Origin of the sequence: Dysgonomonas termitidis (assembly GCF_042654545.1) — a bacterium.
GTDB classification, from domain to species: Bacteria; Bacteroidota; Bacteroidia; order Bacteroidales; family Dysgonomonadaceae; genus Dysgonomonas; species Dysgonomonas termitidis.
Map to the genome: position 1 here is coordinate 73,594 of NZ_JBHSGN010000002.1, position 13,164 is coordinate 86,757.

10 protein-coding genes and 1 tRNA gene are annotated in these 13,164 nt (G+C 37.3%); 4 read left to right on the plus strand and 7 right to left on the minus strand.

Translation table 11 applies throughout. The features are described from left to right. Window positions 1–661: 661 nt before the first annotated feature. A complete protein-coding gene (locus tag ACFO6W_RS00400; RefSeq protein WP_379993326.1) occupies window positions 662–2,299 on the minus strand; it encodes a hypothetical protein in 1,638 nt (545 codons plus the stop codon). Between the two features lie 102 nt (window positions 2,300–2,401). Further along, window positions 2,402–3,619, minus strand: a complete 1,218-nt coding sequence (locus ACFO6W_RS00405; RefSeq protein WP_379993327.1) for a phage integrase SAM-like domain-containing protein — start codon at window positions 3,617–3,619, stop codon at window positions 2,402–2,404. A 124-nt stretch (window positions 3,620–3,743) separates the two neighbouring features. Here ACFO6W_RS00405 and ACFO6W_RS00410 point away from each other — a divergent pair. From ACFO6W_RS00410 to ACFO6W_RS00425, 4 genes are all read left to right on the plus strand, one after another. Then, a tRNA-Ser gene (locus ACFO6W_RS00410) sits at window positions 3,744–3,831 on the plus strand. 182 nt (window positions 3,832–4,013) lie between these two features. Then, window positions 4,014–5,189, plus strand: coding sequence for a site-specific integrase (locus ACFO6W_RS00415; protein ID WP_379993328.1), 1,176 nt, complete (start codon window positions 4,014–4,016; stop codon window positions 5,187–5,189). 110 nt (window positions 5,190–5,299) lie between these two features. After that, window positions 5,300–8,056: a hypothetical protein gene (locus ACFO6W_RS00420; RefSeq protein ID WP_379993329.1), complete on the plus strand. Its 2,757-nt coding sequence runs from the start codon at window positions 5,300–5,302 to the stop codon at window positions 8,054–8,056. A gap of 8 nt (window positions 8,057–8,064) precedes the next feature. Then, on the plus strand, window positions 8,065–8,550 hold the full coding sequence (locus ACFO6W_RS00425; protein ID WP_379993330.1) for a hypothetical protein: 486 nt from the start codon (window positions 8,065–8,067) through the stop codon (window positions 8,548–8,550). A gap of 93 nt (window positions 8,551–8,643) precedes the next feature. Here ACFO6W_RS00425 and ACFO6W_RS00430 read toward each other — a convergent pair whose 3' ends face one another. From ACFO6W_RS00430 to ACFO6W_RS00450, 5 genes are all read right to left on the minus strand, one after another. Further along, entirely contained in the window at window positions 8,644–9,141 is a 498-nt protein-coding gene (locus ACFO6W_RS00430; RefSeq protein ID WP_379993331.1) for a hypothetical protein, read from the minus strand. A 93-nt stretch (window positions 9,142–9,234) separates the two neighbouring features. Further along, complete coding sequence (locus ACFO6W_RS00435) at window positions 9,235–9,543, minus strand: hypothetical protein (RefSeq protein ID WP_379993332.1); 309 nt, start codon at window positions 9,541–9,543, stop codon at window positions 9,235–9,237. Between the two features lie 106 nt (window positions 9,544–9,649). Then, window positions 9,650–10,075, minus strand: coding sequence for a D-Ala-D-Ala carboxypeptidase family metallohydrolase (locus tag ACFO6W_RS00440; protein ID WP_379993333.1), 426 nt, complete (start codon window positions 10,073–10,075; stop codon window positions 9,650–9,652). Between the two features lie 5 nt (window positions 10,076–10,080). Continuing rightward, complete coding sequence (locus ACFO6W_RS00445) at window positions 10,081–10,578, minus strand: hypothetical protein (protein ID WP_379993334.1); 498 nt, start codon at window positions 10,576–10,578, stop codon at window positions 10,081–10,083. A gap of 103 nt (window positions 10,579–10,681) precedes the next feature. Then, entirely contained in the window at window positions 10,682–13,024 is a 2,343-nt protein-coding gene (locus ACFO6W_RS00450; RefSeq protein ID WP_379993335.1) for a hypothetical protein, read from the minus strand. Between the last annotated feature and the right edge of the window lie 140 nt (window positions 13,025–13,164).

Sequence of the window (13,164 nt, forward strand, 5' to 3'; positions counted from 1 at the left end):
TCTTATTAGTTCAACGGTATCACCACAACACCAAGCCATAATAAGAAGTCCACGCCCAATAGCATGAACATTTACTTATTATCGTTGTGGCTGTTAAAAGTGGTGATTTTTTGAACCAACGAATAATAATGCAAATGCACTATATGTATGTTTCGAATTTATCTATCCATAGGCAATGATTATTATAGTTTCAACAAAAATATAAATTCTTGATGACTATTAAACCATCTCAAGGATAATAAAATCTTAACATAGGCGTGGACTATATTTTTCCCATCATAATGGAATGTAATTCAGTTATCAGGATTATTTCTTATTCCTAGATTGGATATAAGCGATTAGGCATCGAATAAGAAAGCCTATAATGATTATTAGCATCCAAATTAACACGTTAGCAGCATTATTTGTCATATTATTTCAGTTTTAGTTAAACTTGTGGGGGCTAGTCGCCTTTACCAATAAAGGGCTAGGGTTAGTTATAGTCTATGGAGTACTCAAATACACAGTATATACAGTTAAATATATAGCATAATAACTGTACGGGTGTATTCTTTTATTACTCAAAAAAGGTAGGAATATAAGCAATCTTATGCTCAAACACACAAAATCCAATATGCCTTTATTACTAATTTTATTGGGCTATGTTACGATTTTTGTAAGGTTAGTTGAGGTTAGGGATTATTCTTTCTATAATTTCATTATCTAAATCTTCATTTTGGTAGTTCCAATATTCAATTTTCATTTTTGGTTCTACTCCTATACATTTTGCCAGTTCCTCCATCATAATATTGAATATATAGCCCTCATTACCTGCGGTGGTTGCAATTGAATCATGTATTGTAAAAACTGGCACTTGTCGGTCTGTTTCAGCCCATATTCTCTTACAGCACCTATGAAGTATAATCTCACTTTCTATTGCTTGTAATAAACATGCTAAACGTGCGTATGGCTTTTCTTCATTCAACCCTGCGATAGCCATCTTTATTATCCTAAAGACTTGCATTACAGCAGGAAACTTCTCTTTATAATACTTAGTCAGCCAATAATTTTCATCCTCGGGGTTATGTCTGTTGCTTGAGAATAATATCTGGAACATTGCTACTTTTGCTCTATCTCGGCTTATCTCTATATTTTTTTCATCTTTGACCCAATGTGCTATTGTTTCATACATTTGCCCCGATGCCACAATGCTTTTATATTCATCGAAAATATCAGCATGTAACCCTTGAAGCAAATTTCCCATTATAATGGAGAGGGATTCTCCAGTTGATTTTCTATATAAGAAAGGTTGTTTGATATTATCAGGTAGGGTGTAAAGGTTTATTGGTAATTTTGAGTTTTCACTCCAAAATTCAGGGTTGAATAATAAACAAGCAAGATAAGGTTGGCTGTTGCTAATATCAATAGCAACTAACGGTTGATTATCATATGTTAAGAAGCTCCTGTAATCCTTTTGCATATTAGTTAATACAGAATGTAGGCGATGCACATTATTGTCAATCTGTGCCTTAAAATCATAAATTTTGAGTGCTTCTAGATTGTATAGAATAGCTCTGTATTGGTCGTTCGGGTGCTTCTTTTTACCAGTATCTTTATTCAAATCCCAACTATCTTCTCCCAATTCAATTTTTTTATTTAAAAGTAGGTCTGCATACTGTTCAGCTTTAGTATAGTCAATATTTATTTTCTTTTGTTCGTACCAATATGCCAAGTATGGATAGTTGCGTAACGTATTTTCGTCTTTACCAGTCGATTTATCTTTTTTTGCATATATTGGGTCTATCATTTTTAAGTTGCCTTTCTTGTCAAATGCCTTTCTGTAATAGTGTATTTTGGGTTTTGAATTATTATATCTTTCAGCCCATTTATAGCCCCTTGAATGAACTTTTGGCAGATAATGAGGGTCACATTCTATCACGCCTGTAAGCTCCAAATAATCCAGATAGAATCTATAATCTGTAACTTTTTGATTGAGCATAATTGTATTGATGGGTACAAATCCATCCTCTCTTATCAAATCTTTATTTCTGGCAGGAATAGAGCCTAATAAACCCAATATGTAAATTATTTTATCAGGATCAAAACGTAAATTATATTTTGTTTCATCAAAGCCATATTCTAAAGGTGGGTACTGCTGTAAATGTGCTTCAAGGTCAAAATTACCTGCTAACATTGCATAATGACCTGATGTTTTAAGGGTAACAAGGATCTTACTAACCTTTAATTTCCTTACAGGAGAAACTCTACTATAATCCTTATCAATACCTAATAATCTCTTAATCCAACGAATCCTATCCATTATGCTGGTAAAAACGATTTAACATCTTAGCAAAAATAATAAAATAAATGAGGCGAACGTATTGTATATTCCAAATGTCACCCCATATTATTTATATATTCTTTAAAGGAGATTTTTCATAGCTTCATCAATCTGACTATTTTCGAAGCTGTCGAGGTAGATTTGAGTAGTAGCCAAATCAGAATGACCTAAAGCCTCACTAATCAATGATACATTAACGCCCGATTTCTTCAATATGCTAGCGAAAGAATGTCTTGCGACATACGTTGTAATTGGAATTGACAATCCCAAAGCATTCCCTATCTTTTTTAATGATTTGTTGGCAACATAAGTAATTTTCTTTATCCGTCTATACTTCTGTTGCAAGGTAGTATGTGTATCATCGTCTATAATTGGGAATATATAATCTCTGTCAACCTGAACATATTTGTTCACAATCTCGATAGCCTGTGTTTGGAGAGTAAAGCTTATATGCTTTTTTGTCTTATGTCGTTTATATATCACCCTGCCGTCAACTATATTATCTTTCCTTAGAAATGCCATGTCAATCATATTAATGCCGCAGCCTAAATAACTGAACAAAAATAAATCTTTACTCAACTGCAATCGTGAATGTTGATGTTTCGGTATTGTTGTGATATCAAAATCTATGATTCTTTGTATATCAGCTTTAGATATTGCCCTTTTTACAGTCTCCTCTTTTAGCTGTGAAGTGTTATAATTGTTGAACGGGTAATAATCTGCTTTAACAACATTTTCTTTTATCGCCTTATTATATGTGGCTCGGAATGTACGTATCTTTATGCTTATCGTATTGCCTTTATTACCCCGACTCCTTAGATATGTTTCGTATCTGTTCAAATAGGCTACATCCACATCTGAAAATAATATATTTAACTTTGAAAATTGCCGTAATGAATTGAGTAAAGCTTTGTAATGTTCAGCATTTCCTATTTTATTTTCATTAGTGAGGTTCGATATTATTGTTTTTAAATATTCTTCGACTGTTATTTTCTTTATTGGCTTTTCGACCTTTTCGACTAAAGTTGTTAAAGAATAGTCTTTCGCTATTGTTTGATACTCTAGAACTTGTTGTTGGTACTCTTTTAACTTTTCAGTTATAATCGCTTCTATATATTCTCGGTTAGGGCAATTGGGTTTAGGCTTGTTTTTAACAAAATCCCAGTGTTTGGGATCTAGAGTAATCCCTGTTCTAAGGTATTTCCTTTTATTATTCTTCGTTAATTTTACAACTAAAGGAACTGTTCCATTTGCTAAAGGTCTTCTTGCATCGCAAGTTACAACAATGATTGTTTTCATTTTATGTGCACACTTTTGTACACATAGCTTGCTTGAAAGTGTCTAAATATGTTGAAATATCAGCTTCCTTAAAAATTAGTTTGTGAGTACCAAAATATCTTGTATCTTTGTCCCACAAATAAAAGGAGAGGTGCTCGAGTGGTTGAAGAGGCACGCCTGGAAAGCGTGTATACCCCTAAAGGGTATCGAGAGTTCGAATCTCTTCCTCTCCGCTTTAAAAGTGGCTTAAATAGCCACTTTTCTTGTTTTAATACGGCTTTAATAGCTGTTTTGTGTTCTGTACTTGTCGGTATATTTCTGTCTTTTTCTGTTAAATTTGATACCAAAATACAAAAAGTATCAAAACGGGTATCAAAATTTTGTATCTTCGCAAATATGCTAAATCCAATAAGTTATGAAAGATTATACCATGCGTTTTATTTTCGACAGAAAAAACGAAACCGGATTTCGAGATAATGAAAAAAAAGGGAAATCCGAAAAACATCCAAAAAGAAAACTCAAAGAAACCGGATTGCTTCAAATAGAGGTTCGTAAGGACGGAACAGATAAACGGGTTTATATATCGACAAATTTAAGAATAAAGCCGGAACAATTTTCAGATAAAAACGGATTCACCTGCAAAAACAATGATAACGCAAAGTCTATCACCGGAAAAGCGCATAGCCGTTTCAGGGAAATAGATATTTTTGTTTCATCCGATAAATGCCCATCGATCGAATATGTGAAATATTGGGATAAGCAGGATTTCTCCGCTATTTCGGTAGTAGAATTTATTAATAGTGAGTTAAGGCGCACCAATGCATCTGTTGCCGTAGTGGAATACAATCATTCATTTATCAGGAGGCTGGAAGAATACGGCAAAATAAAAACATTCGAGGATATTACCTATGACAATATAATCGGATTAGATGCCGTGTTACGGAAATATATAATATCTGAACCGACTTTATATAAAAGGCATTCGTTATTCAAGGGATATATTCGGGAAGCTATTAACAGGGGTTTATTTAAGGGCCCTAATCCATACTCATTATTTAAAAATAAGAAGGGGAAATCGAAAGATCCAATCTTCCTGACAGAGGAGGAAATAAATAAGTTAAAAGAATATCAGCCTAACTACGGTTATCTGGAGAGAACAAAAGATTTATTTTTATTCCAATGTTTTTCCGGCTTAGCATATGCCGATCTAATGAAGTTTAGCAAAGAATCAATAAAAGAAATAGACGGTTATAGGGCCATACAGAGCAATCGAGAAAAGAATGATGAAAATTTTATAACTCTCTTTCTCCCGGAAGCTGAAACTATCGCTAATAAATATAAGTACGAATTGCCCAAGGTAACGAATCAGAAATACAACGAATATTTGAAAGAAGTTGCAATGGGAGCCGGCATAAACAAGCCTTTAGTATCACATTCGGCCCGGCACACATTTGCGACATATCTGCTAAACAAAGATATTCCGGTTGAAACGGTATCGAGGGCATTAGGGCATTCGAATATCAGGCAAACCCAGCACTATGCCCGGTTACTGGGTAAAAAGGTAATTGATGATATGAAAAAGTTACTATAAAGCCTATTATTGTTAATATAAAATTATTTATAAGTCTGTAAATCTTTCATATATTTAAACATCCTGTTTGCTTTTTATAATAAATACTTTTGTTTAAAAGATGATTTATTATGAAGCAAAATTCGATAATTATACCGTTAAAAGGCATTGATCGCTCAACTTCCGATCCGCTGTCTGAAAACGGAGCGATGGATGAAGTTATTAACCTGAGGCACGTAAACGGCTCATTGACGCCTTTGGGAGAGTATCAGACCCTTAAAGATACTTTCGGATCTGATATCGATGTGTCTGCGTATGACCTTGTATTTCTGCATAAAACAAATATATTCGAGCATTTTATTGTGTTGCAGGACGGCACTTTATATTATTTAAATGACAATATAAAGGAAGATATCGAAAATTTTCCATCGGGTTTAAATATACCTTCCGATGTTTCTCTATCGTATAATGGTAATATTATAGATGTATCTTACTTTCAGAATGATGATATAATTAACTTTTACCTGTTCTGGAACGGGGAGAAGTATATTTATATGGATTTAGATTTTATTGTCCCGTTGGTGGAGCTGCGGAGGACAGCCCGAGATGATTTAACCTATTCCTTTTATTCTGAAACAATCTTCAATATAGGTACAACTAATGAAATAAGGGATGCGAAAGAACGCCGTTTTTCCGCTTTAAAGGGTTATATAAATGAATCGGCGTATAATATGCAGGCTGCTGGTAATATATGTGGCAGTTTCTCGTGGATGTACGCGATTAAATTATATGACGGTACGTATATAAAGACAAGCCCTTTATTCTTTTGTACACAATTAGATCCGAAAAATAGGAACTATGCTAATTATGATAATCCCGATTATAATAATTATTCTTTCTTTCAATATTTTGGAGCGACAGATGAACGCTATTATAGTGATACGCAAGCAATTTATAAAGTAAAAGCTCAACTCCTAGGATGTAAACCGGATGTAATATTTAATTCTCTAAAAAAACTAAAGCCGGTAAAGGATATTATTCTTTCGATAGACCTGTTCATATCTTCTCCTATTATTCCTATAAGACAGGATGATAATTTAAATTTATTGATGCAAACTCCATTTCCTTATTTAAAAACAGACGATGAATTAACAAAGGAATATGAGAAAAAATCACCGTTATTTAAGTTCGCTTCATTTGAATTGGATGATCTTGATTTAGACTTAGAAGGAACCCCACAGGTAAAGCTCGTTACCGATTTTGACTTCAATAATCTGACGCTGGGAGAAGCATGGAATAGTGATTTTGATAATTACGCAAAAATGATATCCGTGGTTTCATATCTTTATAATAATAAAATACATAAAGCTGATATAACATCAAAGCTGGCTAATATATTCCCTTTCAAATATTATCAGGATCAGCCTATAAGATTCGATAAAAAGGATGGGACTTACACATACGAAACACCTGCATCCAGTAAAAGAATATCAAACTTTAGTACCCTGTCACAGCTACTGGTAAGAGTATTATTAAAGACTTCAAACGGAGATGCTTCTACAGCTTGTGTCAGATATTTCAGTATTAACGGGAATGAATTTCTTGCATACGATGGAACTTATATTAATAAAATCAGCGTGTTATTATCATATCCTGATATAAGGGCATATAGGATGCAGATCGTTCTAACGTACAATGATGGGACGACAAACGGGACTATAATAGATGTCCCGTTAAAACCTCATCCGTATTTTAATCTTGCTTATTATTTAGCTGATGGATTAAGGCCTATAGATTATCCAACAGATTATGAAATATTTAATATTGATTGGTTTACGCCTAAAAATCTAATATCAAAAAGCCCTAATATTATAAAGGTATCCGAAACGGATAATATATTTGTTTACCCGTCTGAGAATACATATACGGTCGGTGCCGGGAAGATACTGGGCCTTTGCTCAAATACGAAAGCTATTAGTACGGGCCAGTTCGGGGAATATCCGTTATATGCTTTCTGTTCGGATGGTATTTTTGCGTTAGGCCTTGGCTCGGAAGATGTCGATTATGCATCTATACGCCCGGTATCTAGGGATGTATGCAATAATCCGGATAGTATTATTCCTATCGACAATGCGGTGGTATTTTCAACTAACAGGGGATTATTAATGATTTCCGGAGAACAGATAACTGAATTATCTAAATTCGTAGAAGGCAATCCTTTTAATTTCAAAAGTGGAATAAGTACCATAAATTTATTAAACCAGGCCCTGGATAATGATAATCTTGTACGTCTCTCCGGATCTATATCTTCAGTAGACTTTAACGAATACCTGAAAGAGGCTAAGATCGGGTTTATTTATAACCACAACAGGGAATTGATCGTTAGTAACTCGGATTATGCATACAGCTATATATTCTCATTTGTCTCGCAGGCATGGACTAAAGTTGATTTTGTACCGGGCAAGTTTATGGCAAACTATCCATTGCTGTACGGTATATTTGGCGGCAAGATATTTAATATTACAGACGAAAAAACGGATGTCGCTAAAGAAACATTTTTTCTAACAAGGCCTATAAAAGTGAACGGCCAGAATTATATCAGGCCGGTACGGATAATTTTAAGGTCCCTTATCAAACCGAATAAATACTCGGGACTATATGTATTCGGTTCTGTCGATGGCCTTACATGGAGATTTATAGGAGGGCGTGAATATAACGGTAAACTATCCCATTCTGACAATCTGAATGATTTTGCCCACATCGGATGTGATGCATCCCGGGAGAAAATAAGATATATCCGCATAGCATTTGCGGGTAACGTAAAATATGACACAAAGTTAGACTACTTGGAAGTATACGCATTGCCAACAATTGATAACTCAAATTAAATAACATTATGGAACATCCTTTTTATTATAAATTAGAAGATATACACGAGAAAGTATTTGAACGGACATCCCTGATAGCCCGGAGCAAGAAGGTTGACGGAGTAGTTCCTGAGCACCTAATATTCTACAGGCAGCATGATACTATATTTAAAGACCTATTCGATAATGCAGCTTCAGATATATTCGATGCGCTTTCTGGATATAGCAAAAGTAATCATATTCCCGATAATGTAGAGGATGAGGCGTACGATGAGCGCAGCTGGTTTATAAATATTGATATGCCGGATAAATTCGATACGAATCAGGCCGGTTATATCAATACGGAAATAAAAAATGCGCTTATCAATAATATAATAAGCGCATGGCTGATGCTGGCTGGAACGGAAGACGGGAATATATACGAAGCATATTACACTAAAAATATATCGAATATCCTATTCAAATTGAGCCAGAGAAATAAGATAATAAGGCGACCGTTTAATAGCTTTCCGTAATATTATTTATGAAAAACCCAAAAGCCGCCCATCTTCCCAGACAAGCGGCTCCATCCTTACCTAACACAATACCATGAAAAACTCAAAACATTCTCAACCTTTCTTCCTCATCGATCCCGCCACTTTCGAAATAATAAATATAACCACAATCCCGATCACAAAATAAATCCACTCCGAACCCTGTATAGGCCTGCTGTCATCAGTATTCTTTTTTTTTACCTCCTCTTTTTTCTTGGCCTTGGTAACTGATGTGCTATCTACTTTCGTTTCTTTTACCGAATTATCCGATGACTCCTGATGAGAGGATTCCTTTTCCTGCTGATCTATACCCCGCCATTCCTTACTGATACTTTTTATTGTCCCGTCCGGATTGAAGTCCGTTACTTCCAGGTACCGGACTTCATTATGTACTTTTTCTTTTGAGGAAGAACTTTTTGTTTTTATGTCCGCACTGTCCTTTGTAAGGATAGAGGCATTCTTTGCCGTTTCGGATGACAGCTCTGTTTTCCGGTTCATCTCTCTGTTGCTCCGGCAACCTGCCAGGGCAAGGCATATAAGTATAAGGAGTGATATTGTGAGTGCTTTTTTCATAATGTTTTCTTTTTTCCTGCCTTATATCTTCGTGTCGGCCTGTTCTCTCTAAAATAAAGCGAACGAAGGAAATTTAATAGTCTCTTCATAATTTTATCCTTTCACCTGATTAGTTAATACAGCCATTTTCTTGCATACATCCTTTGCCATATCTGGTATTTTTGTTTTCAGATCCTGTAAGGCTTCCGTTACTTCTTTATTTTTAGGAATGTTCTTATCGTAAAATTTTTTCTGGCATTCTTTACTACAAAAGAATAACCGTTCGTATTTATCGGTGAACAATACAGGTATTTTGTAAATAAATCCTTTATTCTGGGCTTCGCATCCTATGGCTCCCCATTTCTGGGTAGTAGTAGAAAAGAGGAACCGGTTACACTCGTCACATTTTATTTGAGTTTCCATAACTACATTATCTCTATTTAAGACACTCCGGCATACACCAGCATCCCGATCATTAAAATAACGAAAGCCAACCCTATAATAAGCGCTCTGTCTTCAGTGTCTATTTTCATGGCTTCGTCCCCTTGCTGTACAATACCTGCTTCCGGTTACCTTCCCGGTTGTACGACAGATGCAGGAAGTTATTACGTCCGTCCTGATACAATATGGCCTGGTCGAAATCCAAACCACTCTTAAGTAAAGCAGCCAGCAGCTTGCGCGGTTCCTTTACCGAAACATCGGCGGCCTGCCCTTTTGTGTGTTGTGAATTTGGGACACCCCCGACTGCTTTATTAGTTTCCTGACTCCGGAAGCCGCTATTTATTATAAACGGCTCATTGTATATATCCCTTAACGGTTGCAATAGCCTTTTGGCTAAGGCTGTCAAATTCAATTGCTGCTGTACATCAGGTATATTCCTTATACCCTTTGCTACTGCCGTATTGGAATGGCTTAGCTCTTCCAACGTGAAATTTTTAGTTATTTGTGTCGCCATATTATTTATTTTTTCGTTTTCCTCTTTTCCTTAAATTCCTTATACAGATCGCATATATAGCTATTTCCCCCATCATCCGTATATTCCTTATACTTCTCATCTATATATTCTTCGCTTCGCAAAGCCGGGTTTGTCAGCAACAGCTTCAGTTCTATACGCTTGTTGATAAGCATCTGCTTTTTCCTGTATTCCTCACTGTCGCCTATAAACTTATCTACCGACTTCTGGAAAGTCCTATCGAGCTCTATATGCTCTTTCAGCTTATCCGTTAGCTTGCTGAACTCCTGCATGGACACTTCGCCCTGCTGCCGGATCACCTCCACATACTTCTGGTGAATAACCTCTGCCGCGCTTACATCGTCAACCAGGGCCTTGCTTTGCTCGCTCAATGCGTTAGCATTCGCCTTTCTCCTGTTGGCCCGGTAATGGATAAACCAGCCCCCGCCCAGCACGATAGTAGCGATAGGCATCAGCACATCCGTAATCAAATCCTTTATTTCCATCTATTTAATATTTATTATTATATTTACATCGTTTAAAATGTGTTAGAAATATATGAAACGATTGTTTTTAGGGCTAGGCCTGTCGCGAGACAGGCTTTTTCTATCACACCTCTGCAATTTGAGCAGGAGATCCATTGATAAACATTATCGAATCAAATATTCCGGCATTCGGGTCTATGGAAGTTATAACGTCACCTGGAGTGAAAGTCAATACCTTGGTTGTTGCATTCCAATCTACATAGTATTCTTTATCTGTATCTGCATACATGAAGTTAAAGCTCGCGGCCCATCCGTTTTGGTAATCCCATATAACTGCATCTCCACCACCATAGTCAATTAAAGATATTTGACCGATTGTGGTAATACCATTACCCTCTATCCAATCTTGTGAAGACGCTGTTACTTTTAATGCATTATTTTGAATGTTTATTACATCTACTGAAGTCCCTCCCGGTATTTCAATGCTTTGGTTAATATCTCTGTTAAAAGTAGCTTCATTTATAGGAGTTTGTGGCGCAATTTGAGATGCCGGAATTCCTACAAATGTATCGGGCGCCGTTGGTTTAAAATATTCAATTTTATAATCGACCATGCCTCCTTCCCCTGAATAATACAGGATGTTTGATACTTGCAGGAAGCAAACGTTGCTGTCATAATTCTGTATTATATGCTTGCGCATCCAGATTCTGTAAACTACTCTCTTTGCTCCGTTCTCAGGCATCTCCTCCTGGGTAATGTAGAGGTTTCCGCTTTCGAAATTGCCAGTGGCCGTATTTATTGTTATCCCGGATGGGTTTGGGTTCCACTGTCCTGTATTTACTACTACATTTGCAATACATTGATAGTTGTTGATATCTGCCGCCCTGTTTGATATAATTATATCAAATTTGAACATATCGCTATACCAGAAGCTGTTTTCCGGCCGTAGGTCGGATGTTATTTTAGCTACACAGTAGTAGTGGTCTACGGGTTGGTCCTGGTATGTATCGTTGACGCTTCCGTTCGGCTGCTCGTTACTTGGAGTTTGCCACTCCGGAGGATTCGCACCACCTGCAGATGTAAGCACCTGCCCTGTTGCGCCTCCTGTAATTACAAATAACAGATATTTCAGATTATTACGGACCTGCTGAATCTTTGTCCAGATATTCCCGCTTTCAGTATCTGGTATATCGGGTGTGCCGTCTTCGTCTGTCAGTGTGCCTGTAACGGCTTCCGTTATCGCGTCTTCCAGTTCCTGTTCGTCGACATAGTCCGTATTCTCACTGTAGAGCGTCCATGTGCTGGAAGTGCCGGCTACACGCTGGTATACGTTATTCTCCGAAGTAACCCGGCATAGCCATGTTACATTCTGCTCAGTACCTGTTATTACAGGCAGATCGGCCAAAGTGGAGACAGCGGGTTTCCATCTTTGGGAGGCCGCGACAGTAGCATTCACCTGCCCTACTGTCGCGGCGTCGTTGTTACCTGTTCCATCCGCGACATTGGTAATCCTTCTTTTTAGGGTAGGGTGACCTATAGAAAGTTCTCTATCTGTTGTGGTTTGTGAATTAGCCCCTAAAGCTATAGAATTTGTACTACTAGTTACGGCATTAACCCCTATAGCTACAGAACTTTGAGCACTGGCTTTACTTTGAGCAATAGCTACTGATGAATTCCCTGAGGCTTCAGAACTATAGCCAATAGCTACTGAATAGCTCCCTGATTTACTATTACTGCCGAGAGCGGTACCGGCATTTGCGCTAACAGTGGAGTTAATTCCGATAGCTACAGTTGCGCTACCCGAAGCATTGGCATTTGCTCCGGCCACGATAGAATTACCTCCTTTCCATGCCGTAAACACCGGATCTGTCTCCGTATCCGGTATATATACTGCATACTGGAATGTAAGTATATTTTCGAATGTACCGGGTGATATCTCGCTACGAAGCCACGCATACACCGATGGGTTTCCGTTGCCTCCATTCGGGTTTTCATCTGCATGGACGCGCGTCCATGTCTTATCGGCTGGTTTTTCAGCAAGCGAAGCATCATAGGCCAGTAGGTCGGCATAGGTAGGAAAATCCACCCCCAGCCAGTTACCCTGCATGGCGGCAAGGGCTTGCAGGCTTGCTGTCAGCCCCGTTATCGCGGAGATAGGATGCTGATCGGCAGCATCGCGATTGGTTAATTGTGTATGGTCGTCTGTCCCGCCCGCCCCACCAGCCTCCGGGGCTATCTCTTCGAGTAAGTCACCCAAGTTATCAGGGGTGACATCTACCCCGTCGATACTTACACCCTCACTCATAGGATGATCCAGGAATGAGGCTACCGATCCAATTTTATACACATAAAACCTATCCCCTGCATTGGATAGCTTAAAGTCAAGATGTCCTTTAAGATAATAATCTACCTGTCTATCGTTTATCTGCAATCCTATTTGCTTGGCTGTCGATGTTATTTTTAGCATAATATTCTATTTTTAAATTATTTATTTACTTTTACACCGATATTAACTGAAATTTCTACTTAAAAAAGGCTGTAATGCGTAAGCATGCAGTCTTTTTTTTATCACTATCCTACCTGATAATTAGAGCCATCCTGCATATC

Bases quoted from the DNA above. Each gene is read 5' to 3' on its own strand.
- ACFO6W_RS00400 (WP_379993326.1), bottom strand. From the start codon at position 2,299: ATGGATAGGATTCGTTGGATTAAGAGATTATTAGGTATTGATAAGGAT.
- ACFO6W_RS00405 (WP_379993327.1), bottom strand. From the start codon at position 3,619: ATGAAAACAATCATTGTTGTAACTTGCGATGCAAGAAGACCTTTAGCA.
- ACFO6W_RS00415 (WP_379993328.1), top strand. From the start codon at position 4,014: ATGAAAGATTATACCATGCGTTTTATTTTCGACAGAAAAAACGAAACC.
- ACFO6W_RS00420 (WP_379993329.1), top strand. From the start codon at position 5,300: ATGAAGCAAAATTCGATAATTATACCGTTAAAAGGCATTGATCGCTCA.
- ACFO6W_RS00425 (WP_379993330.1), top strand. From the start codon at position 8,065: ATGGAACATCCTTTTTATTATAAATTAGAAGATATACACGAGAAAGTA.
- ACFO6W_RS00430 (WP_379993331.1), bottom strand. From the start codon at position 9,141: ATGAAAAAAGCACTCACAATATCACTCCTTATACTTATATGCCTTGCC.
- ACFO6W_RS00435 (WP_379993332.1), bottom strand. From the start codon at position 9,543: ATGGAAACTCAAATAAAATGTGACGAGTGTAACCGGTTCCTCTTTTCT.
- ACFO6W_RS00440 (WP_379993333.1), bottom strand. From the start codon at position 10,075: ATGGCGACACAAATAACTAAAAATTTCACGTTGGAAGAGCTAAGCCAT.
- ACFO6W_RS00445 (WP_379993334.1), bottom strand. From the start codon at position 10,578: ATGGAAATAAAGGATTTGATTACGGATGTGCTGATGCCTATCGCTACT.
- ACFO6W_RS00450 (WP_379993335.1), bottom strand. From the start codon at position 13,024: ATGCTAAAAATAACATCGACAGCCAAGCAAATAGGATTGCAGATAAAC.